Here is a 23304-nt window from a genome sequence, read left to right as displayed (position 1 = left end):
CGTGGATGTTTTTGTGTAGATGTTTCATTTTCTGAACAGTTAACCGCGAAAAGGGCCCCTTTCGGAGCCCTGAATTTACTATCGATTATTGTGTTTTAATGAAACGGTAATGCTTGGTTTCTGAACAGATATCGCTTGAGGTACACACTTGGTACTCCACATCCACTGTGCCGTTGTGACGGAACTTGTCGACGTATGAGTTGAAGTCTGTAGCACCAACATTCTTGCCATTACGCTTAATCACGAAGTAGTCGTTGGTATCGTAATCCCATGCCAGCTTAACGCGCGCCTTGCCGTTCGGGTTTTTGTTACCAAACTTCAGTTTTAGCGGGAAGCCTTCTGCTGAGTCACCTTCAATCGTGATCGACTTGCTGGTTGATGTTGCAACGCCTGCATCGTCAGTCACGGTTAGAGTCACCACGTAGTCGCCAGCTTCAGCGTAGGTATAACGAGTCACTTCACCGGTTTGCGTGTTGCCATCGCCTAGGTTCCATTGGTAAGAGACGATCTGGCCATCGCTGTCCGAACTTGTGCTACGCAGCTCTACTTCTTTGCCTACGACCGTGTGTTCGAAAGAAGAAACTGGCGGTACGTTAGCATTGCCTGATCCGTACGATGCTTTCAGATTTGCACCTGCGTAATCTGAGTAACCCAGAATGTTCACCGTGTAGCGACCAGCTGTTGGGTTTTCAATTACACATACTTCATCGGTTACGCTTTCACTCTTACAGATATTCTCTTGAGAGCTTGGCGCATAATCTAGACCAACATACATATCCGGATCACCAGTAGACACAGCAAGATCAATCGTTAGCTTGTCTTGGCCTTCTGGTACTTCGATATCGAAGTAAGTTTTTGAGCCTGTTTCACCAGCAACTGCGGCTTCAACACCGTTTTCAAGGCGTTGATATTCCGGTTCTGGTGGAAGTGGTGGTTCGCCACACGGTGATACACCCACTAAGTTAAACGCAGAAACAACATCATCGGCACTGTAGCCAAGGTCGGTTGCTGAGTTTTTCACGCCACAGGCGCCCTGCCAAAAGTCACTGTTTTCAGACCAGTAGATCTGGTTGGCTAGCACGAACAGTTCGAACGCTTTTTTGGTGTCCCAACCTTGTGTGGTTGCAAGATGGTAGAACGCCTTGTTGAACACGCCAGAGCTGTAGTGCACGTTTAAGCCATCGTAGTACTCGGATGCGTTGTTGATTGAAGAGCCATCGCGTGATGGATCGTCCATGTAACGCAGCGCACCTTCGCCTTTAAAGATATTGCGTCCGACCATCCAGTCGTTGGTGCCTTTCATATAGTATTCTGCGGCTTCACCGGCCATGTCAGAGAAGGCTTCGTTCATACCGCCGGATTGGTTTGCGTATATCAAACCTGAGTTTTGCTCAGTGAAACCGTGGCTCACTTCATGGGCTGATACATCTAGGCTAACAAGCGGGTAAAAGAAGCTCTCCCCATCACCAAAGGTCATGGCTCTGCCGTCCCAAAATGCATTCTCGTAGTTTTCACCGTAGTGAACACGCATCATGAGCTTGAAGGAGAGTGGCGCTGTGTCGAACCAGTTTTTATACATATCGAACACGATGTTGCCAAAGTAATGGGCATCGTTGAGTGGTGAGAATGCGCCGTTCACGGCTTTATATTCGTTACGAGGACATTCATAGCTGTAAGTGGTGTCGCCGTCGGTCGCGCCATTAAGGTCAACGGTAACGACATTTTCAGACTCCATTACACACTCTGTGCCCACTTCTTGAACATCAAGGTAGTGGTAGTCGGTGCCGTATTCGTACATGCCGGTTTTTTCGTTGCCGCCAGGGCCAGTGCCGATCTGAGCATGGGCAATACCTTCCCAGCGGTCGATGACTTCGCCTGTGTGCGCGTCTAGCATGGTGAACGGTCGAGTCGGCAGTTCACTGCCTTCTAATAGGTAAGAGACAACGTACACTAGTCGTGTTTTATCTACGCTTTGCTGTCCGATGCCTTGCTTCACAGAGCCTTGATAGATAAATAGCTGATGTTGAACGTTGTCTAGAGATTTGCTGGTTAAGCCTTGAGTCTTTAGATCTTTACTTGCGAGTTCAACCGCTTGAGCGCTGTTGATTGATGGCTTAACAAAAGATCGCTCTAAGGTCGTTGTTTTAAGGTAGCGACCTTGAACGGACTTAAGTGCGCCACCTTGGACACTTTGGGTGGCATTTAGGTAATGTCCCCATACCGGTGTTCCCCAGATGTTCTGCTGGATCTTAACTTTATAGATACCACGCTTTTTCAGGTTTACTTCTTTCACCATCTTGAAGCTAGAGGCGTTACTGACTCCTAACTGAGCGTTTAACCCAGAGAAGCTAGTAAAGTTGATCGGTTGATCGATTTGAACGGATTCACTTGCATGCACTGACAAAGACATAGCACTGGCTATAGCAACGGCAACTAAACGTTTTCTTATTTTCATTGTTGTTTTCTCTTTCCATGTAAAATCCAAGAAAACGTAACAAATTAATCACAGCGAATTTACATCATTCGATCTGATTAATTAGTAGCATGGTAATGATCTCTTTTATTCATGAAACTTATATTTCTCGTATTTACAGATAGTTATCATTTCTGTTTATTTTTGAACGCACCTATATGTTTATTTATAAAATCATGACACTTTTATTAAGTGTTTATTTCTCTTGGAAATTAAGATTTTCGAGTAAATTGATCTGTGCCTCAATTAACGGATTCTGGGTTGATAGAAGGATCAACGATTTGAAAGTGTCACTTTAAACAGAAGGCCATTTAGCGAATTTAGGGGCAATTTTGATAAGAAATCGAAGACTTTTCGGCTTATTTTTCGAATTGTTAGTTAAAAGAGGGAAGGGGAATCGGGCACTTGTTTGGCACAGAGCACAAAATCTGCTGGATGAAAAAAGCCAGCGACGGGTCACTGGCTTAGATTAACTTAGTTTGTGCAGGCTACTGAATATAGGTAGGCAACTGCGACACTTAATTATGGTACGTGGCTAACGTCACTATAGCGAATTACTGCTTTTTACCGCCAACTTGTACGTAGTCGATACCGATAATACGGTTGATGATACCCAGAACAGAGCTCGTATCAGAGTTTGTTGAGCGAATCGTATCAACCGTTGCACCTTCAGGTACTAATTCCATTGCGCGGTCTTGAGTGTTACCTGGCACTTGGAAACCGACAATGTTGAAGCTCTCTGCGTGCGCTGTGTACACTTCTTCGTTGTGGCTGATACCAGAACAACCCGCTAGAGAAACAATGCCTAAAACAACTAATAACTTTTTCATAAAAATACCTTAAGAATGATTGGAACCTAGATGGCAAGGCACAAAGGCAGTGGCATGATTATCTAGATTTAATAAGTTCATGGGAGACAGCATCTCCCGACCGATGTTGAACATTATTCCAGAGGTGTTTTGTCGTTACTGTATGGGTTTGTCAGCTGAATCATTACATAGCTGAATGGTTATGGTGAATACTGCACCCTTTAAGGCTTGGCTCTGACCCACTTCCACAGTTGCGTTATGTTGAGCACAGATCTTCTCGACGATAGATAACCCTAACCCATGGCCGCTCTTAGCTTTATTACGTGCTTTGTCGCCAACATAAAAGGGATCGAACAGGCGAGCTTGATGTTCTTGAGCCACACCATCACCGTCATCGTGTACCGCAATCTGTAGCTGATCTTGATGCACGGTCGCTGCAATCGACACTTGTGAGCGTGCGAATTTCATTGCGTTACGCACTAGGTTATCTAGTGCTCGGTTAAATAGCGTTTCATCCGCCATTATTGAGCTAGGTTGCTCTGGTAGCGATAGGTCGATGTTGAGCTGAGTGTCTTTGTTCCAACGCGCCATTGCGTGGTCGAGAAAGTCTCGAATCTCTAATGGCTTTTTTAAGTTTTCTAGGTCAGTGCTATCGAGTTTGGCGTAATACAATAGTTCATCGACCATCTTTTCCATCTCTTCCGTGTCTTCGACAATACTCTCAATCGTGCTTTCTTGCTCTGCGTTTAGCTGGGTGTCTTTCAACATTTCAGCTTGCCACTGAATACGGAATATTGGCGTGCGCAGTTCATGAGCGACAGCATTAGTGAGTGAGCGATTACTTTCTACCAAGCGATGAATTCGGTCGGCCATTAGGTTGAAGGATTTGTTCAGTGAACCAATCGCAATACCACTTGAAGTCTCGGCTCGTGTCGAGAGATCGCCCTCCGCAAAACGCAGAGTGGCAGCCTCAAGCTTTTTAACTCGGCGGAAGATAATAAATAGATGACATAACCCATATAAGATAAAGCTCGCTAAAAAGAACAACCAAATGAGGTCATCCTCCAACTCTATTTTTTGCCTAACGAACGCTTCACTGTTGGGGAGGTAGTGATAGGTATTGTCACTGCTTGCTAAGCGAAACCATAGGTCCCGTTCATCATCGTGAAAAACAAAGGTATTCGGATTCGTGCTGAAGAACTCTGAAACGGGGCTGGGTATTTCATCGTCTGGGCTGAACGTAACCAGTTTATTTCGTGTGGTTTCTACAAATTGGTTTATCGCTTGATGAGCAGCTTCAAGACCCTGATTTTTAGCGATATTTTCGATCAATTGCTGATGGGCAGTCGCTTCGTAATCTTCCAGTACATATTCGTAGTCGGTATTGAGCTGATAGACGCTAATCTCGTAGGCGACAAGGCCGGCCATGAAGCAAACTAACAGCCCTAATAGGGACTCCAAAAAGATACGTCGCATAATCGCTCTCTCTATTACGCTCGTATTGAGCGAGGTTAACGCCAGGCGGTCGAAACAAATAAGTAGCCTTTACCGCGAATGGTCTGAATTTTCTCTGCTGGTGTGTGGTCGTCGCCCAAAATCTTCCTTAGACGTACAACCTTGTTGTCAATCGTCCGGTCTATTCCGTCGTACTCAATCCCGCGCAATGTTTGCGTCAAGTAGTCACGAGATAACGGCGTGTCTGGGTTGCTTGCCAATAACCAAAGTAGGTCAAACTCGCTGTCAGTGAGTGATAAAACCGCACCATAAAGTTCACACTTCTTATAAGTGTTTTTCAGAACGAGTTGATCGAACTGAAGGGTGTCTGAGTCATCGACTGAAGCGGTATTGGTGTCTTGGCGGCGTAATAGCGAACGAACTCTGGCCAGCAGAACTCTTGGTTTGATTGGCTTGGTGACATAGTCATCAGCCCCTGTCTCTAAACCAGCGACGTGGTCAAAGTCGTCATCGCTAGCAGTGAGCATCAAGATTTTACCTTTATAGTGCGTACGCGTCTGTCGGCAGATTGTAAGTCCATCAGTTACAGGAAGCATCAAATCCAGCAGTACGATGTCAGGTTGCTCCGTGAGGATGGTGTGTGCGGCATCACTGCCATCGTCCAACACCGTGACATCAAAATCTTGCGCGACGAAGTAGTCCTGCAACATTTTCTGAAGTTTCAAATCGTCTTCCACGATGATCATTTTAGGTTTTGTCATTCCATTATCAGCCTTGTCGTGCGTTTAACTTATTGAGATTAGGTGAGCGAGTCTTCGTCGTGATGAACCATTACGATTATACGCTATTGCATATAAGTTCAGATGCTTCGCCAAATACCTAAAGCGAATGATTAAACACTTTATAAGTTAGTTCAATGATGAATTGGCATTTATAGGAAAATAAAAAACATCGTTCAAATAGGCTCGACATTCTCATACATTTCCACGACAGATAAATTCATCGCTAAACAATAGAATTTTCTCATCAAACATTTTGGGAATAACGGTATGAACGACTATAGAAATGCATTACTGGCGTTACCTTTGATTCTGTTAGCGGGCTGTAATTCAAGCTCTAACTCAGGTAAAGCTGCCACCAAAGTGCAAGCAAAACCTCAAGCGGATTACGTATTTTCATCAGCGAAACTGGGTGAGTTGTATAAAGAGCGACAAGAGGTCCAAGAATCCATAAAACTTGATTACAACGGTGTGCAGTATGAAATCGTTCTGTTTGCGGAAGATATTAGTGATAAGCAAAAAGTGGTTAGGCTTGCGGATAGTTTAGGTCAAAGTGTGGATCTGTACCTCCCTGATGCAGGATTTGATAGCTGCGGTATCTACACAGAGAGCAAGGGTTTGGACGTGTTTGATTGTGGTGCGGCTCAACGCTCAATCGGCAATGACACCACGTTAATTAACACGACGACGAATACTCATAAGCCCGTCGAGCTTGAGTATCACAATGAACTGGTTCAATACGTGACTAGCCTTGGGTCTACCATTCTGAGTAACACTAAAAGTGGGAACAAGGTAACGATAACCACCTCGTTTGCTTTCAACGCTTTTTACCGTGATGTGCTCAACGAGACTGGCGCTGTTGATCGCATTACTTCCACTCTAGGCGCATCAACCTATTCTCAGCTTTTTGATATCGTGAAATTGTATCAAGGCAGTGAGATGACGTTGAAGTTTACCAACCATATTGGTGGCAGCGCTGACGATGATATCAATATGTACACCGGGCGCATGATCCACAGTAACAACATGACGACGATCGTAACGCCTACGGGGTCGGTGTTCTCTGGCGGCACGGATCTTTTCGCTGCGGGTAACCCACGAGTTTTGCAACGAGCAGATACCACTAAAGCCATTGAGCTTAATAAGCAGGTTGGTGTGCACAGTTGGGCTGAGGATGATAAAACAGCCAAAGACTTCCCATACACGAACGAAAGCCATCGCAAGCAAGCGACCTACTTTAAAAAGGTAATGGGAGACAAAGGAATCGACTTCTATATCTTCACGTTGGATTCTGCTCCGGCTTCTGGCGAACACTGGGTGACTAAGGCTGAGTCAGATAAATACGACTTCATCACTCGCATTGAGTAGTTTAGGCTTGCAATAACATTAGAAACGACTGAGAAGGTTGGTGATGACGCTGTTGTCGCCAACCTTTTTTGTTCATTTTTTGATTCGTTACCTGTGTTGATTGTGGATTTCCTTGTCTTAAATTTCAGTATGAAAATTCCTTGATACTTCCTTTCCACTCCCTCCCCAAAAAGTTTCTACAAGGACTCTCACTGATTGATTCTTGAACTTTCTAAGCAAAAACATTTGACCAATAACTATCACACCTCAAATCTTTAATTGTTTTCGTTAGTGCTCTGAATGATATTTAAGCTGTTGTTCCATAGTGATTTTTGTTGTTTTGAATGCTGTATTGTTACGAGTTTGTCTTAAATAATCATTTGAACCCTAACTAAATTTCTGTCATTTTATATTTAACTGAACGTTCAATATAAAATAAAAGGACTAAGAAATGCCGAAGGTTGGGATGCCTGATATACGTAAACCACAGCTTGTTCAAGCCACCATGACGGTGATTGATCGAGTGGGTTTGCATGCCGCGAGTATTGCGTTGATCAGCAAAGAAGCGGGAGTCTCCACTGGCATTATTAATCACTATTTTGGTGGAAAGCATGGGCTGCTAGAAGAGACCATGCGTGAAATCCTTCGCCAACTTTCCAATACCATCACCACGTCACTAAAAGCACTTCCTGTTGATGCTCACCAACAGAGAATTAACGCGATCATCGATGGTAACTTCGAAGGTTACCAAGCAGAAAATAAGGTCGCGAAGGCGTGGTTGGCATTTTGGTCATATTCAATGCATGACGAGCAGCTGAAAAGACTGCAACGTGTGAATGAAAAACGTTTGATTTCACACTTACGTCTTGAGTTGAAAGGTATTTTGAATCATGAACAAGCGGATCTCGTTGCTCACGGGATTGCGTCTCTGATTGATGGTTTGTGGCTGAGAGGCACATTAAACCCAGATGGTATCGATGCTCAAAAGGCGCGTGCCATCATCAATGATTATCTAGATAAACAACTTACGTTCTACTCGTGTCACAGCAAATAGATCGCAGTGGTAGCGCTAGACGTTGAGCTAGAGCAAGAGCAAGAGCTAGAACGACCACTATTCGCACCTAATACTCACATATAGACCAGTAGAGTCTAATAACAATAATTAAGTCAGAATCTCAAATGGAAATGAACTCGTTATACATCGATGGCGCAGCGGTTAAAGCAACCTCTGGTGAAACCTTTGATAGCATTAACCCTGCAAACGGTGAACCTATCACGACGTTAGGCCAAGCATCTTCTGCGGATGTCGACAGTGCTATTGAATCTGCGAAACGCGGATTTGCGGTATGGTCAGCAATGACCGCTGTGGAACGCAGCCGCATTCTTTTGAAGGCAGTGGAAATACTTAGAGCTCGAAATAATGACCTTGCAAATCTTGAGGTTGTTGATACGGGCAAGCCTCTGCAAGAAGCGATTGAAGTGGATGTGGCGTCTGGCGCTGATGTTATTGAATACTTTGCTGGTTTGGCTCCAACGCTACAAGGCGACCAACAGCCGCTGAGCGAATCTCAATTTTTCTACACTCGCCGCGAGCCGCTAGGCATTTGTGCGGGCATTGGCGCGTGGAACTACCCAATTCAAATCGCGATGTGGAAATCGGCTCCGGCATTGGCCGCGGGTAACGCGATGATTTTCAAACCTTCAGAAGAAACGCCGCTAACGGCGCTCAAGCTTGCAGAGATCTTTACCGAAGCTGGTCTTCCTGATGGCGTGTTCAACGTGGTTCAGGGCGATTACCGTGTTGGTCAGATGCTAACGGCGCACCCAGATATCGCGAAAGTATCGTTCACGGGCGAAACCGGTACCGGTAAAGCGGTAATGGCAGACAGCGCTAAGACGCTGAAATCAGTCACCATGGAACTTGGCGGCAAGTCACCGATGATCGTGTTTGATGATGCGAAATTGGATGATGCAGTTTCAGCTTCGATGGTGGCTAACTTCTACACCCAAGGCGAAGTGTGTACTAACGGTACTCGCGTTTACGTTCATGAAAATATCTACAACGATTTCATCGACCAACTTAAAACACGCACTGAAAAGCTCATCATTGGTAACCCAATGGACATGGAGACTCAGATCGGCGCGTTGATTTCTAAAGAACACCTTTCAAAAGTCCTTGAAGCGATTGAGCTAGCTAAACAGTCGGGCGCAACCCTGCTGACGGGCGGCTATCAAGTGACAGACAACGGCCTCGAAAACGGTAATTTTGTTATCCCAACCGTGTTTGTGGATTGCGAAGACAACATGCCTCACGTTCAACAAGAGATCTTCGGGCCTGTGATGTCAGTGTTGAAGTTTTCGGACGAAGACGATGTGATTCGCCGTGCAAACGACACCAAATACGGCCTTGCGGCTGGTGTGTTCACGCAAAACCTTTCTCGTGCGCACCGTGTTATTCACCAAATGCAGGCGGGTATTTGTTGGGTTAATACGTGGGGTGACTCACCAGCAGAAATGCCAGTTGGCGGTTACAAGCTTTCGGGTATTGGCCGTGAAAATGGACCAGAAACTCTACTTCACTATACGCAGACTAAGAGCATTCTTATTGAACTTGGCGACTACGCCAGCCCTTATGCCTAACGCGTAACACTCAATTTTATGGGTTAGCTTAACAGAGCTAGCCCTACTGACTCATCTCAGGGAAATCAAAACATGGAACAACGCTACGATTATATTATCGTCGGCGCGGGTTCGGCCGGCTGTGTGTTAGCGGATAGGCTAACGGAAAGCGGTGAACATAGCGTTTTATTACTGGAAGCTGGTGGCACGGATAAGAGTATTTTTATCCAAATGCCAACCGCGCTTTCTTACCCAATGAATACTGAAAAGTACGCTTGGCAATTTGAAACAGAGAAAGAACCGGGCCTTGATGGACGTGAACTGCACTGCCCACGTGGCAAAGTGTTAGGCGGCAGCTCATCGATCAACGGCATGGTTTATGTTCGTGGCCACGCGTGTGATTTTGACCAATGGGAAGAAGAGGGTGCAGCGGGTTGGAACTATCAAGCATGCTTGCCTTACTTCCGCCGCGCTGAATCATGGAACAAAGGCGGTGATGAATACCGTGGTGACAATGGCCCTGTCGGCACTTGTAATGGTAACGATATGGAGCTTAACCCGCTTTACCAAGCATTCATCGATGCAGGTAAAGACGCTGGTTACCCAGAAACCAACGATTACAACGGCTACCAGCAAGAAGGCTTCGGCACTATGCATATGACGGTAGACAAGGGTGTTAGAGCCTCAACCTCTAACGCTTATTTACGTCGAGCATTGAAGCGTTCAAACCTGACCTTGAAGAAAGGTATCGTGGCGCGTCGTTTCTTACTTGAAGCACAAGACTCAAATGGTCAATCGGGCTTGAAAGCCGTCGGTGTCGAGTTTGAAAAGTCAGGAAATACCCAGGTGGCTGTGGCGAACAAAGAAGTGATCTCTTCTGCGGGTTCTATCGGTTCTGTTCAACTGCTGCAGCTTTCTGGTATCGGCCCGAAAGCCGTGCTTGAAAAGGCCGGCGTTGAAGTTAAACACGAACTAAGCGGTGTCGGTGAAAACCTTCAAGATCACCTAGAAGTGTACTTCCAATATCACTGCAACGAACCGATCACACTCAACAGCAAGCTTGGCTTGGTGAGCAAAGGCATGATTGGCGCGGAATGGATTCTGACTCGCAAAGGTCTGGGTGCTACTAACCACTTTGAATCGTGTGCGTTCATTCGCTCTCGTAAAGGATTGAAGTGGCCAAACATTCAATATCACTTCCTGCCAGCAGCGATGCGTTACGACGGACAAGCGGCCTTTGATGGTCACGGTTTCCAAGTACACGTTGGGCCTAATAAGCCAGAAAGTCGCGGTACGGTTGCGATCACTTCTGCTGATCCGCATGCCAAGCCAGAGATCATTTTCAACTACATCTCGACTGAGCAAGACCGCCAAGATTGGCGCGATTGTATTCGTCTAACGCGTGAGATTTTGTCTCAACCAGCAATGGATGCTTACCGAGGTGAAGAGATTCAGCCGGGTCTAAGTGTGACTTCCGATGAAGCAATCGACGAATGGGTTAAACAGAACGTGGAAAGTGCGTACCACCCTTCATGTGGCTGCAAAATGGGCGCTGATGATGATCCAATGGCAGTGCTTGATGAAGAGTGTCGCGTTCGCGGTATTGATAATCTGCGTGTCGTTGATTCGTCTGTTTTCCCAACCATTCCAAACGGAAACTTGAATGCCCCGACCATTATGGTTGCCGAGCGCGCATCCGATTTGATTTTGGGTAAACCAATGCTCAAAGCGCAAGACGTTCCAGTGTGGATTGCACCTGAGTGGGAAGAGAAGCAAAGAATAAATAAACCAGCAAGAGATGCGTAAGCCTCTGTTATTGAGATAAAAATAGCAAAATTAGTCAAAAGTCAGCAAAACAGCCCCGATGAGTATGAGTTAGGGCAGAAAAAGGAAAGATAAAAAGGAATCATTATGACGACTCAACATAAACAAACCGCTACAAAAAAGGCGCTCGCAACGCTAGCAATCAGTTCATTCGCGTTCAGTGCTTACGCCAACGCTTCAGTAGAACCGCAGCAATGTGAAAACGTTCGCTTCGCTGATGTAGGCTGGACTGACATTACCGCAACAACCGCCGTTACTTCTGAACTATTAAAAGGCCTTGGTTACAAAACCAAAACCGACCTACTTTCAGTACCGGTGACTTACTCTTCAATGGCGAACGGCGATATTGATGTATTCCTAGGTAACTGGATGCCAACTATGGAAGGCGATATTGCTAAGTACCGTGAAGCGGGCACGGTTGAAACCGTTCGTGCCAACCTTGAAGGCGCAAAATACACACTAGCTGTACCAAAATATGTGTACGACTCTGGCGTAAAAAGCTTCGCAGACCTAGCAAAACATGCCGACAAGTTTAAAGACCGCATCTACGGTATTGAGCCGGGTAACGATGGCAACCGCTTAATCCAATCAATGATTGATTCTGACGCGTTTGGCTTGAAAGATTTCAGCCTAGTGGAATCAAGTGAAGCGGGCATGGTATCGCAAGTATCTCGCGCTGCTCGTCGTAGCCAGTGGATTGTTTACCTTGGTTGGGCTCCGCACCCAATGAACAGCAATGTTGAAATGGAATACCTTTCTGGCGGTGACGACTTCTTCGGCCCTAACTACGGCGGCGCGAATGTTTACACCAACGTTCGTTCAAACTACCTGTCTGAGTGTGCAAACGTCGGTCAACTTCTACAAAACCTAGAATTCACTCTTGAGATGGAAAACCAGTTGATGGAAGAGATTCTTAACCAAAAAGTGAAGCCAGAAAAAGCGGCTCAACAATGGTTGAACAAGAACCCTCAACAAGTTGAAGCTTGGTTAGACAACGTAAAAACGCATAAAGGTGAATCAGCGACTCAAGCCGTTACTGAATACCTAAAGCAAGTTAAAGCTTAGTTCTACCTATCTCAACAGCTACATAAATAATAAAGGTGGGCTTGCCAATTTATCGATTGGTTTGAAGTAGCCCACCCATAATAAAAGGCAATATTGTGAATTTTATTACGGAAAACAAAATCCCTGTCGGACAATGGATGGAAGCGGGTGTTGATTGGCTAACAATCAATGCAGCAGGATTCTTTGACGCTATTTCGATTTTTCTAGAAACCGTCATTATGTTTTTAGTCGATGTATTTAAGTGGATGCCGCCTGCACTGCCAATCGTGATGACTGCTGCGATTGCATGGTACTTACACCGTAAACCTTCGCTGGTGATCTTTGTGGTCGCAGCACTGCTGACTATTCTTAACCTCGGCTATTGGCAAGAAATGCTGGAAACCTTTGTTCTCGTCTTTGCGGCGACAACGATTTCCGTATTAATTGGCGTACCGGTTGGCATCATGGCTGCGCATCGCCCTTGGTTATATACGGTGCTTAGACCCATTCTTGATTTAATGCAGACGGTTCCAACGTTTGTGTATCTGATTCCGACTTTGGTTTTATTCGGTTTGGGCATCGTTCCTGGCTTAATCTCGACCATCATATTTGCCATTGCCGCGCCAATTCGTTTGACCTACTTAGGTGTCACCAAAGTGCCTGAAGAGTTGATTGAAGCGGGTAAAGCGTTTGGTGCAAGCCGCATGAAATTGCTGATGAAAGTGGAATTACCGGCGGCTTTACCAAGCATTATGGCGGGTGTAACTCAATGTATTATGTTGTCGCTTTCGATGGTGGTTATCGCCGCCCTTGTCGGAGCTGACGGACTTGGTAAACCTGTTGTTCGAGCATTGAACACAGTGAACATCTCACAAGGTTTTGAAGCTGGATTAGCGATTGTATTAGTCGCAATCATCCTTGACCGCTTGTGCAAAACACCAAACCAGAAGGAAGCTTAATCATGTCTAACTCTCAGGAAAAAAAGACAATGGACGCGATTACCATTAAGAATCTCGATGTTGTGTTTGGTAATAAATCGAAACAAGCGCTTGAGCTACTCGACCAAGGTAAAACTCGCCAAGAGATCATTGATGAGACTGGCCAAGTGGTTGGCGTAGATAATGTGTCGCTGACCGTTGAAGAAGGCGAGATTTGTGTGCTGATGGGGTTGTCTGGTTCTGGTAAATCATCTTTGCTTCGCGCAGTTAACGGCCTGAATGAGATCAGCCGTGGCTCATTGGCGATCAAAGATGGAGACAAGCAGGTTGATTTAGGTGAACAGTGCGACGAAGCGACCTTGCGTCATCTTCGTACTCACCGCGTTTCTATGGTGTTCCAAAAATTTGCCCTAATGCCTTGGTTAAACGTGTTAGATAACGTGGCGTTTGGTCTTGAAATGCAGGGTGTAGCGAAAGATGTTCGTCGTGCTAAAGCGCGTGAACAGCTTGAAATGGTGGGTTTGGCAGAGTGGGAAACCAAATTTCCACATGAGCTTTCTGGCGGCATGCAGCAACGTGTTGGTTTGGCGCGTGCGTTTGCAATGGACACCGACATTCTGTTGATGGATGAACCGTTTTCGGCGCTTGATCCACTGATTCGTGCTCAGTTGCAAGATGAGCTAATTTTATTGCAAAACAAGCTTAACAAAACGATTTTGTTCGTGAGTCATGATTTAGACGAAGCGCTGAAGATTGGTAATAACATTGCGATCATGGAGTCAGGCAAACTGATTCAACACGGTAAGCCTGAAGAGATCGTACTGACGCCAAAAACCGAATACGTAAAAGACTTCGTTGCTCACACCAATCCATTGAATGTGCTTAAAGGTCGTTCTTTAATGCAGCCTCTTGATTCACTGACGCAAGAGAATGAAAGCTGGAAGATCTGCGATTCTAAAGATCTCTGGATTGAACAGAATGAAGGTGCTTTATCGGTGAAAGGTGAACCTACCTTGGCGCTTGTTGAGTGGAGCGAGTCTGACGACCTAACCGCGATTAACGCGTCTAGTGTGGTAGTGACAAGCCCGGAGATTGGTATGCGTGATGCGATTAAGCTTAAGCAGATCAGTAACCACCCAATTCTGTTGGTTGAAAATAATCAATTGGTAGGGATTTTGGATAACAGCGAGTTTTACAACGCGCTAACGGGTAACTTTCAGATGAATACCGCTGCGTAAAATTTCGTTTTTCAGCTTAGCTATTGAGGCTGGTTTTTTATTGGGTGGAGAGGATTAAATCTCTCTACCTCTATGATTATTAAAATATATTATTCTTTGAGTTTGTATTCTCTGGTTCATTATTTTTGTCTTCATTGAAGCTTTCATTCCCCCTTCATTAAGCAAAAGTGCCGTACCACGCAAGTTTAGTGGTATAGAAAAGATTGAGAATAGTATGAACATCAGTACAATGCGGAAAAATCAATGAAGTAATTTATCAATTTACAGTGTAATTCGAGCGCGCGTGACGTAATCACTCGAGACATTTCATCGCTTCGACGCTGTAAAACCATTCACAGTATATTAGTACAAAGGTCTGCATCTTGGACAAACATGACGAAATCCTGGTCGCTATTCGCCAAATTATTCGCGCTATCGATTTACACTCGAAGAAGCTGAGTAAAGAGTATGGTTTGACTGGCCCTCAATTAATCTTAATGAGAGCAATCCAAGAAATGGGTAATGTGACGATCAAAGAATTGTCTAATCAGACCAATGTAAGCCAAGCAACGACGACGACGATCATCGACCGTCTTGAGTTAAATGGCTATGTACAACGAGTACGCAGTTCATCGGACCGCCGTAAAGTACACGCGAACCTGACTGAAAAAGGTCAAGAGTTGCTAAACAATGCGCCACCGCCGCTGCAAGATAACTTCGTTAAAAAATTCCAAAACCTAGAGACGTGGGAGCAAAGCTTACTGCTTTCTTCGATGCAGCGAGTATCATCAATGATGAACGCAGAAGACATCGACGCCGCTCCAGTACTTCAACTTGAAGGCATTGCAAACGTAGCCAAGAGCTAACCTTATTTATAAATTGTTTATTTAGAACAACAACTTAAATAATTGTCAAATGGTCGCACTAAGCGGCCATTTTTGATCCTGCCATTTAAAATCTCTATTTGCCCTGCGTGTTAGTTACGCCTTCTTATTTTAAATTCCCCTGACTTTTTGCCCCGTTTGTAGCCGCCTCATTGGATTGTCATCAAAACTCCATTGACGATTCTCTGACAATAAAATACTAGACCGACCGGTCTGTTGTGTATTGTTGTGTGCTCATCTTAACCACGAGGTGATGTATGAAACACGAATTGACGCCAACACAAATGACCATGACGTTGAACAGCATGCAGGGAGCTTTTGCACAGAAACCGATGCCAGCGATATCGGAGAGAATTGAGCAGCTGCTCGCACTTAAATCTGCGCTAATCGATTACACAGATCGTTTGTGTGTAGCCGTGAGTAAGGACTATGGTCAACGCAGCCGACAAGACACTTTGATGGCTGACATATTGCCTTGTATCGGAAATATTGATCACAGCATTGAGTGTTTACCTCATTGGTCGACATCTTCGATTCGTCATTCCGGCCCATTGCTTTCAACCTCTCGTGTTGAAGTGGTTTATCAACCCAAAGGCGTCGTCGGGATTATTGCTCCGTGGAATTTCCCGATCATGTTATCCGTCGGCCCACTTATTTCGGCGCTGGCTGCGGGAAATCGCGCCATGATCAAGATGAGCGAATTTACCCCAGCGACGAACCAAGTATTAACAGCGCTATTGGCGGAAGTTTTCCATGCCGATGAGGTGTGCTTGGTTGAAGGTGAGGTAGAAATCGCAGCCGCATTTTCGGCGTTGCCGTTTGATCATCTTCTGTTTACGGGGTCAACCCAAGTGGGTCGCCAAGTGATGAGGTCAGCGGCTGACACGCTAACTCCAGTCACGCTAGAGCTAGGCGGTAAGTCACCGGTTATCGTGGCAGAAGACATGCCGATCGATATTGCGGTAGAGCGAATTATTTATGGTAAAAGCTTAAACAACGGCCAAGTATGTGTCGCTCCAGATTACGTGCTACTCCCTGAAGATAAGCTCGAAGCCTTCATTCTGGAGTACAAAAAACAATACCAACAGCTGTTTGATGAAGGGATCTACTCTGAGGGTTTAACCTCGCTCATTAACCCTCGCCAATGTGATCGTATTGCTGGTCTGTTGAATGAAGAGCAGGAAGCTGGGACACGAATCGTTGCTTGCCATGACGAATCGATGGACCTAAATACTCATCGGTTGGTGACACATTTGATCGTTGAACCAAGCCTGTCATCCAAGGTGATGAACGAAGAAATTTTCGGCCCATTATTACCTTTGATTACGTATCGCAATGTCGAAGAGGCGTTCCAAGTCATCAATAGCAAACCAAGGCCGTTAGCACTCTACCTGATGAGCTTTGATTTGAGTTTACAGGCTCAGGTTAAGCACCAAGTTCACTCCGGTGGCATGTGTATTAATGACTGTGTTTTCCATTTAGCGGTTGATGACGCGCCGTTTGGTGGCATTGGCGAATCAGGCCAGGGCAATTATCACGGTAAAGAAGGGTTTATCACTTTCTCTCACGCTAAAACTGTGTTGGAAACAGGTTTAGATCACCGCGTTAAGCATCTGTTTTCAAAAGAAGACAACGAATTAAAAACCGCAGTGATGGGCATGCTTGGCCAGTAAATCACTGTTGGTATGACACTGTTTATTTTTCAAAAAGTTATTTTCACGAAATTATTTTAAGAGGTTACTTTTATGTTGGAACGTTTTTTTGAACGTACGATCAAATCGTATTTGATGATTACAGGTTTCTTAACGGCGACGGCTTTTTCCACTTTCCTAGCGCCTGATTGGAGTATGCAGACGCTGTTCTCGTACAACGATACCATGATGGAAAACAAAGAGTATTTGCTCGGTACTTATCAACACTGGGGTGTGGTGGTTGGCTGTATTGGTGTGTTGTTGATGTTCTCGGCGAAGTACAAATCGCTGCGTACCTCAACCATGATTTACAGCGCATTTGAGAAGTCGATGTTTGTTGGCATCTTCTTATACAACGTGTGTATCAACGATTATGAGTGGTTCTATGGCAGCAACTCAAGAGTATGACCCCGCGCTCGACTTATTACATTGGATGTCGCAAGCCGCGCACTAATTCAAATCCTAACTCAGGTTAATCACAGAAAGGTTAGCCTCAGAAAAAGTTATTCGCAGAAATTGGAGAACGTCTTATGCAGACATTCAAGAAATCGTTAGTCTTCACTGCAATGGCCGCGGCAAGCAGTGCTGCTCTTGCGGCTGAATCAGAAAAACCGAATATTGTTGTTATTGTTGGCGATGATGTGGGCTTTGCCGATACTCAGCCTTATGGCTCAGAAGCGGATACCCCAAACCTAATGGCGCTGGCTGAAGAGGGGTTAAGTTTACTAACTTTCACGCGTCACCAACCTCATCGGTAACGCGCTCTATGATGTTAACCGGAGCAAATAGCCACGAGGTTGGGCTAGGCACCTTCGACTATGCCGTCTATCCGGGAGCTATTGGTAAGCCAGGCTATGAAGGTTATCTCACCAAAAAGGGCGTAACGGTAGCTACGTTACTTAAAGAGAGTGGCTACAACACCTATTTATCGGGTAAATGGCATTTAGGTCATGAAGATGGTTTTTTACCTGATGACCGGGGTTTCTCTGAAAGTTATGGCATTTTAGCTGGCGGTTCGAATCATTTTAATCGAGATATGATGTTCCCTGCCAAAAATGCTGCGACAGCTGATGCGCTGCAAAAAGGCGATATTCCCGGCGTCGAAGTTGAGCCAACTTACCGCAACGGTGAAGTGGTTGAGGATAAATACAAAGGCGAATACTCAGACCAAGTTTACACCAACGAGATCATCAAGATGATCGACAGCAAAAAAGACGACGGTAAGCCTTTCTTCGCTTACGTCCCATTCACCGGTATTCACCTGCCACTGCAAGCGCCTGAGTCTGCCTATCAAGATAAAGTCGATTACTACGTTGAACATGGTTGGGACTCGGTTCGAGAAGATCGTTTCGAACGCATGAAAGAGATGGGCGTGATTCCAAAAGAGGCTGACATTTCAGGACGTAATTCATTAAGCCGCCCTTGGGACTCGCTTTCTGAGAAAGAACAAAAGTGGTACGGCAAGAACATGGCTGTGGCGATGGGCATGATGGAGATGCAGGACCAACAAGTCGGCCAGATAGTCGATTACCTGAAAGAAATCGGCGAATACGACAATACCTACATCATGTACCTAGCGGATAACGGCCCAGAAGCGGCGGATATTACCGGTGAAAATATCAGTGATTTGATCCGAACGTGGACTGCTCATCATTTCGATAATTCGACTGAAAACTTGGGTAAGGCGAACTCCAGTGTGTCACTTGGTCCTGAGTGGGCAAGCGCTTCAACCGGTGGCCTATCTTGGTACAAAGCTTACACAGCAGAGGGCGGTATCCGTGTGCCATTTATCGTTAAGCCAGCCAAAGCGCTTTTAGGCGGTGAAGATGCGTTGCAACCGGGAACTCAGACAAACGACTTATCCCAAGTGAAGGACATTGCAGCCACGATTCTTGAGATTGCAGAGGTCGATCATCCAGGAACCGAATATCAAGGTCGAGAAGTGGCGCCGATGAGTGGTGTGAGCTTGTTGCCTTACTTCAAAGGGGAAACGGCAGACGTGCACAGTGCCAACAATGCGATTCCATTTGAATTGTTTGGTAGCGGAATTCTGCTTAAAGGTGATCATAAGATCATCCGAATTTCTACGGGAATGGGCGGTGACAGTGAGTGGCACTTATACAACACCAAGAAAGATCCAGCTGAGCAACATGACTTGAGAAATGAAATGCCAGATCTGTTCCTTGAAATGGTCGCTGAATATCAAGAATACGAAAAAGCGCAAAATATCGTCCCGGTTGACGAAGCGTGGAACCCGTTTGAAAACGTGAAATAGAGGAAAAACCACTCGGCCAACCTAATGCCATCAAGCTTGGTTGGCCGATGAACACCGTGTAAAGGAATTACGAATTGTTTTGGCTAATATAATAACTTTTACATCGAGGCACTCTTCATGACGACATTATCGCTATCAAATTTGAGTTCAGTTCCGCAGTTCAATGGCAAAGCACACAGCAAACTTCAGGCGTTAGCAAAACCCATTGGGGCGGTGTGTAATATCAGTTGCACCTACTGTTATTACTTAGAAAAACAACAGCTGCTTGAATACCCAAAAGGCTCTCAATATACGATGGATGAAGCTCTGTTAGAGCGTTATATCAAGCAATATATAGAAGGGCAGAATACACCTGAAATCATCTTTTCTTGGCATGGTGGAGAACCTACTTTATTGGGGATTGAATATTTTAAAAAGGTGGTCGCACTGCAGAAAAAATATTGCCCTAGCTACAGCAAGATCAGCAATGACCTTCAAACCAACGGCACGTTACTGAATGATGCGTGGTGTGAGTTCTTCAAGAAGAATGACTTTATCATTGGTGTGAGTATTGACGGCCCAGAGCACTTACACAATCACTACCGAACCAACCGTGCAGGCAAAGGAACTTTCTCTCAAACAATGCGCGGCATTCGCTACTTGAAGCAACATAACGTCGAGTTCGCGACCCTAACCTGCGTGAATGATGTGACAGGAAAGTATCCGTTAGAGGTCTATCGCTTTCTACGCGATGAAGTGGGTTCGAAGCAGTTGCAGTTTATTCCTGTGGTCGATAAGCGCGAAGCTCACACCAACAATAAATGGTTGAGTAACCAACAAGCGATCATTCCCGTATCAGGCGAGGTTGAACCGTGGAGTGTCGGCTCTGCGCAATGGGGACAATTCCTCACTACCGTTTTTGATGAGTGGTTTGAACACGATTTTGGTCGAGTGTTAGTGCCGTACTTTGAAAATTTTGTCGGTGTATGGATGGGCAGAGAAAGCACCATGTGCACGCTGAGTGAGATCTGCGGCAAAGGGTTAGCGGTTGAGCCCAATGGCGATGTGTACTCATGTGACCATTATGTATTTCCTGAATTTCAGTTAGGTAATATTCAGGAACAAGCACTTTCAACTTTAGCCTTTTCGCCAAAGCAGCAGAGTTTTGGGTTCGCCAAACAGAAGTCTCTGCCGAAACAATGCCAAGCCTGTGAGTTTAAATTCGCATGCCATGGCGAGTGCCCCAAAAACCGCATCATCAAAAGCCGCGATGGTGAGGCAGGGGTAAATTATCTCTGTGAAGGATGGCTGAGCTTCTTCAAGCATATCGACCCGGTTATTAAGGGCTTACTCAAAGCCAATAATATTGCGTCTCGTCTGGGGTAACGGAGTAAGCGTGAATCGATTTAATCAAAATTTACAGTAAGATAGAAGGCTCGCTAAATTATGCGAGCCTTTTGGTTTCTGGTTTCTGGTTTCTGGTTTCTGGTTTCTGGTTTCTGGTATTTGGTAACGGGTATATCTAGTCAGCCGATTCTTGGGCTGGGCTCATGGCGAGAAGAGTCTCTTCCATGGCATTGTTTAGAATCGAACGGTTACGCTGCATGGCGGCCATGAGCGTTGAGCCTAGCCATAGGCCATAAAGCATTCGAGACAGCGATTCGGGCTCTGCGATAGTGAAATCACCGGCCTCATTGCCTTCTTCAAACAGCTTCGCCATACGCAGGATGATCTTTTCCGCGCCTTCAGCCATGGTCGATTGCAACGGGTTTTCAGATCCAGCTACTTCTCCCGCCAGTTTTACGACAAGACATTGGATATTGAAGTCTTCAGTCAGTTTCGATGCACACCAAAACTCGAAATAGGCTTTAACGCGATCACGACGAGAAAGCGATTCATCACTTAAAAAGTCATCCAGCTTAGCGAGATGCTCATCAAAGTAGTTAGTAAGAAGGATCTCACCAAAGTGCTCTTTGGATTTAAAGTAGTGGTAAAAAGAACCCTTCGTGCCTTCCGCTTGGTTGATGATCTTCATCAGGCCAACACCAGCAAACCCGTGTTCATTAATAAGGCTAAATCCTGCATCGAGCATAGCTTGTCGCATGTCTTTCATTGTTCTTACTCTTTATGCTGAGAATGAGGAATAGTGTAACGAGCAACATACCAACCGTCCAGTCTAGCGCGTTAGGACGCGGTCAATAATTGACTCGTTTCGTCAAAGTAACTTTTTCTCTTATTGGCACTTCTAAGCGACAAAACTTTTTTCAAGATAAGCGCATGCTATAAAACGAAAATAATAACCTTAAAGAGCTTGTTTGGTGCCTTAAAATGGCCAAATCGGGGTGTTTTAAGTTGCTGTTTTTGTTGGTTTTTAATTTGGTGTTTTCTTGAGATCGCAATGATAGTCTTAGCTTAATTTCTTTAGGGGGCTAAATGGACACCAATAACAGCACTTATCATCACCACAGTTTTGCTCAGCAAGACTTATCAGAGCTTACATTTACAGCCTGTACGTTTATCCGTTGTGATTTCAGACGTTCGAACTTACGTGATGCAACGTTTATTAACTGTAAGTTTATTGAACAAGGCGATATTGAGGGATGCCACTTTGATGTTGCCGACTTACGAGATGCAAGTTTTCAGAATTGTCAGTTGGCGATGGCGAACTTTAGTAACGCGAATTGCTATGGGATTGAGCTACGTGAATGCGACTTGAAAGGGGCGAACTTTACTCGTGCTAATTTTGCCAATCAGGTGAGCAATCGCATGTATTTTTGCTCTGCGTATATTACGGGCTGTAATCTGTCATACGCCAATTTTGAACAAGCTTGTTTAGAGAAGTGCGAGCTGTTTGAGAACCGTTGGATAGGCACTTACCTTGGCGGCGCGTCACTGAAAGAGTCTGATCTTAGCCGAGGTGTGTTCTCGGAAGATGTATGGGGGCAATTTAGTATGCAAGGGGCGAATTTATGCCATGCTGAATTAGAAGGGTTAGATCCTCGCAAAGTAGATACAACAGGAATCAAAATTGTCGCGTGGCAACAAGAACAACTGCTTGAAAGCATGGGTATTGTGGTGATGCCTGATTGATAGCTGTAATTTCTAACTACAGGCTATTTGGAATATGTAAGAATTCGCTATAGAAGAAAAGCCCAAAGCTAATAACTTTGGGCTTTTCCGTATTTGGTAACCAGCATTTTATAATGAATTTTTAAAAAGAGAATGCTTGGTGATAGAGAACTGATTGGTTGATTAATGCATGCCTGAGCGCATTTTGTCGGCGAGCGCAAAGAAGACAAAAACGACGAAACAGACTAGAGCAGCACACAGTGAAGTTAAGATGGTTGTGGCGTCTTTTGAAATCAATGGAATGGTGATAGAAGCTAGCGCTATCAACATAACAAGGATATGAACAATTCGACCCGGAATTGGATTTTTATGACAGAATGAAGCCCAAAGGTAACGCATTTTCAACACCAGTATAAAATTAGTGGTTTTATTCTATTTTCTTAGTGAGTATTTTGTAAATAACAATTGGTTACAATTGGTTGTAAATATGATCTAAGTCGAATTAGTATTAAACCAGTTAAATAACAGCAGTTTATTGATCTTTTATTGAATTTTAACTTTCAAAATGAACATCATAATATTCCGTATTCTTTGGAATGCTAAGTCAAATATTATTCGAATTTTTGTTTTTTGACTTAAGAACTCATTTATTGAGTGTTCTGTTAAGAGACCGTTTGCGTACAGGTATTGGTGGCGTAACTATCAAGCGAATTAGAGTCATCCTAGAGCCTGTTATTCGTTTTATGTTATTTATCAAAGAGAGTGTTCGAATTGAGAGCGCGGTAATCTTGTCTTAGATTCAGTTTGGTATACTCAAGGTTCAATCTACGAAGATGATGGAGATGATAGGCTTTGTTGCGTAATTCAATGGAACTAAATCAAGAACCTACGATCTGATCAG

General features: G+C 44.9%; 17 protein-coding genes and 3 pseudogenes. 14 read left to right on the top strand and 6 right to left on the bottom strand.

Annotated elements, in window-relative coordinates; all coding sequences use genetic code 11:
- Nucleotides 1-85 precede the first annotated feature (85 nt).
- The 4 genes from A6D97_RS12090 to A6D97_RS12075 all read right to left on the bottom strand — a co-directional run bounded on the left by A6D97_RS12090 (nt 86) and on the right by A6D97_RS12075 (nt 5498).
- Nucleotides 86-2455, bottom strand: coding sequence for a M4 family metallopeptidase (locus A6D97_RS12090; protein ID WP_065584459.1), 2370 nt, complete (start codon nt 2453-2455; stop codon nt 86-88).
- A 572-nt stretch (nt 2456-3027) separates the two neighbouring features.
- Nucleotides 3028-3303 carry a hypothetical protein gene (locus A6D97_RS12085; protein WP_017065177.1) on the bottom strand — a complete coding sequence of 92 codons (276 nt, stop codon included), beginning with the start codon at nt 3301-3303 and terminating at the stop codon, nt 3028-3030.
- A 135-nt stretch (nt 3304-3438) separates the two neighbouring features.
- Complete coding sequence (locus A6D97_RS12080; protein ID WP_029235288.1) at nt 3439-4758, bottom strand: ATP-binding protein; 1320 nt, start codon at nt 4756-4758, stop codon at nt 3439-3441.
- A gap of 35 nt (nt 4759-4793) precedes the next feature.
- Entirely contained in the window at nt 4794-5498 is a 705-nt protein-coding gene (locus A6D97_RS12075) for a response regulator (protein ID WP_017065179.1), read from the bottom strand.
- Between the two features lie 288 nt (nt 5499-5786).
- Between A6D97_RS12075 and A6D97_RS12070 the strand changes: the two genes are divergently transcribed.
- The 13 genes and pseudogenes from A6D97_RS12070 (at nt 5787) to A6D97_RS12015 (ending at nt 20720) form a co-directional block, all read left to right on the top strand.
- Complete coding sequence (locus tag A6D97_RS12070) at nt 5787-6884, top strand: hypothetical protein (protein ID WP_017065180.1); 1098 nt, start codon at nt 5787-5789, stop codon at nt 6882-6884.
- 430 nt (nt 6885-7314) lie between these two features.
- Nucleotides 7315-7917: a transcriptional regulator BetI gene (gene betI / locus A6D97_RS12065; protein ID WP_004732441.1), complete on the top strand. Its 603-nt coding sequence runs from the start codon at nt 7315-7317 to the stop codon at nt 7915-7917.
- 125 nt (nt 7918-8042) lie between these two features.
- On the top strand, nt 8043-9503 hold the full coding sequence (gene betB / locus A6D97_RS12060) for a betaine-aldehyde dehydrogenase (protein ID WP_017065181.1): 1461 nt from the start codon (nt 8043-8045) through the stop codon (nt 9501-9503).
- Nucleotides 9504-9575: 72 nt separating this feature from the next.
- On the top strand, nt 9576-11288 hold the full coding sequence (gene betA / locus A6D97_RS12055) for a choline dehydrogenase (protein WP_065584458.1): 1713 nt from the start codon (nt 9576-9578) through the stop codon (nt 11286-11288).
- Between the two features lie 105 nt (nt 11289-11393).
- Nucleotides 11394-12371: a choline ABC transporter substrate-binding protein gene (locus A6D97_RS12050; protein WP_065584457.1), complete on the top strand. Its 978-nt coding sequence runs from the start codon at nt 11394-11396 to the stop codon at nt 12369-12371.
- Between the two features lie 95 nt (nt 12372-12466).
- On the top strand, nt 12467-13309 hold the full coding sequence (choW, locus tag A6D97_RS12045) for a choline ABC transporter permease subunit (protein WP_009845976.1): 843 nt from the start codon (nt 12467-12469) through the stop codon (nt 13307-13309).
- 2 nt (nt 13310-13311) lie between these two features.
- Nucleotides 13312-14526 (top strand): choline ABC transporter ATP-binding protein, encoded by a 1215-nt coding sequence (gene choV, locus A6D97_RS12040; protein ID WP_065584456.1) that lies wholly within the window; start codon nt 13312-13314, stop codon nt 14524-14526.
- A gap of 362 nt (nt 14527-14888) precedes the next feature.
- Complete coding sequence (locus A6D97_RS12035; protein ID WP_065584455.1) at nt 14889-15371, top strand: MarR family transcriptional regulator; 483 nt, start codon at nt 14889-14891, stop codon at nt 15369-15371.
- A gap of 275 nt (nt 15372-15646) precedes the next feature.
- Nucleotides 15647-17062 (top strand): coniferyl aldehyde dehydrogenase, encoded by a 1416-nt coding sequence (locus A6D97_RS12030; RefSeq protein ID WP_065584454.1) that lies wholly within the window; start codon nt 15647-15649, stop codon nt 17060-17062.
- A gap of 72 nt (nt 17063-17134) precedes the next feature.
- A pseudogene (locus A6D97_RS12025) lies at nt 17135-17470 on the top strand (hypothetical protein); the annotation flags it as partial.
- Nucleotides 17466-17534 (top strand): annotated as a pseudogene (locus A6D97_RS21840) (sel1 repeat family protein); the annotation flags it as partial. The pseudogenes A6D97_RS12025 and A6D97_RS21840, both read left to right, overlap by 5 nt.
- Nucleotides 17535-17610: 76 nt before the next feature.
- Nucleotides 17611-19355, top strand: a pseudogene (locus A6D97_RS12020) (arylsulfatase).
- 117 nt (nt 19356-19472) lie between these two features.
- Nucleotides 19473-20720: an anaerobic sulfatase maturase gene (locus A6D97_RS12015; protein WP_065584453.1), complete on the top strand. Its 1248-nt coding sequence runs from the start codon at nt 19473-19475 to the stop codon at nt 20718-20720.
- A gap of 136 nt (nt 20721-20856) precedes the next feature.
- Here A6D97_RS12015 and A6D97_RS12010 read toward each other — a convergent pair whose 3' ends face one another.
- Complete coding sequence (locus A6D97_RS12010) at nt 20857-21447, bottom strand: TetR/AcrR family transcriptional regulator (protein ID WP_065584452.1); 591 nt, start codon at nt 21445-21447, stop codon at nt 20857-20859.
- A 320-nt stretch (nt 21448-21767) separates the two neighbouring features.
- Here A6D97_RS12010 and A6D97_RS12005 point away from each other — a divergent pair, with 320 nt between their 5' ends.
- Nucleotides 21768-22424, top strand: a complete 657-nt coding sequence (locus tag A6D97_RS12005) for a QnrS family quinolone resistance pentapeptide repeat protein (RefSeq protein WP_065584451.1) — start codon at nt 21768-21770, stop codon at nt 22422-22424.
- 162 nt (nt 22425-22586) lie between these two features.
- Here the strand turns inward: A6D97_RS12005 and A6D97_RS21570 are convergent, their stop codons facing one another.
- On the bottom strand, nt 22587-22802 hold the full coding sequence (locus A6D97_RS21570) for a hypothetical protein (RefSeq protein ID WP_029235681.1): 216 nt from the start codon (nt 22800-22802) through the stop codon (nt 22587-22589).
- Between the last annotated feature and the right edge of the window lie 502 nt (nt 22803-23304).

Source organism: Vibrio sp. ZF57, from assembly GCF_001691235.1.
GTDB classification, from domain to species: domain Bacteria; phylum Pseudomonadota; class Gammaproteobacteria; order Enterobacterales; family Vibrionaceae; genus Vibrio; species Vibrio crassostreae_C.
Note: the sequence above shows the minus strand (reverse complement) of the source record. Positions and strands in the feature narration are given on the sequence as shown.

Coding starts and splice junctions, on each gene's coding strand:
- A6D97_RS12030 (WP_065584454.1), top strand. CDS start 15,647: ATGAAACACGAATTGACGCCAACACAAATGACCATGACGTTGAACAGC.
- A6D97_RS12075 (WP_017065179.1), bottom strand. CDS start 5,498: ATGACAAAACCTAAAATGATCATCGTGGAAGACGATTTGAAACTTCAG.
- betA (WP_065584458.1), top strand. CDS start 9,576: ATGGAACAACGCTACGATTATATTATCGTCGGCGCGGGTTCGGCCGGC.
- A6D97_RS21570 (WP_029235681.1), bottom strand. CDS start 22,802: ATGCGTTACCTTTGGGCTTCATTCTGTCATAAAAATCCAATTCCGGGT.
- A6D97_RS12005 (WP_065584451.1), top strand. CDS start 21,768: ATGGACACCAATAACAGCACTTATCATCACCACAGTTTTGCTCAGCAA.
- A6D97_RS12050 (WP_065584457.1), top strand. CDS start 11,394: ATGACGACTCAACATAAACAAACCGCTACAAAAAAGGCGCTCGCAACG.
- A6D97_RS12080 (WP_029235288.1), bottom strand. CDS start 4,758: ATGCGACGTATCTTTTTGGAGTCCCTATTAGGGCTGTTAGTTTGCTTC.
- betB (WP_017065181.1), top strand. CDS start 8,043: ATGGAAATGAACTCGTTATACATCGATGGCGCAGCGGTTAAAGCAACC.
- betI (WP_004732441.1), top strand. CDS start 7,315: ATGCCGAAGGTTGGGATGCCTGATATACGTAAACCACAGCTTGTTCAA.
- A6D97_RS12010 (WP_065584452.1), bottom strand. CDS start 21,447: ATGAAAGACATGCGACAAGCTATGCTCGATGCAGGATTTAGCCTTATT.
- choV (WP_065584456.1), top strand. CDS start 13,312: ATGTCTAACTCTCAGGAAAAAAAGACAATGGACGCGATTACCATTAAG.
- A6D97_RS12015 (WP_065584453.1), top strand. CDS start 19,473: ATGACGACATTATCGCTATCAAATTTGAGTTCAGTTCCGCAGTTCAAT.
- A6D97_RS12090 (WP_065584459.1), bottom strand. CDS start 2,455: ATGAAAATAAGAAAACGTTTAGTTGCCGTTGCTATAGCCAGTGCTATG.
- A6D97_RS12085 (WP_017065177.1), bottom strand. CDS start 3,303: ATGAAAAAGTTATTAGTTGTTTTAGGCATTGTTTCTCTAGCGGGTTGT.
- A6D97_RS12070 (WP_017065180.1), top strand. CDS start 5,787: ATGAACGACTATAGAAATGCATTACTGGCGTTACCTTTGATTCTGTTA.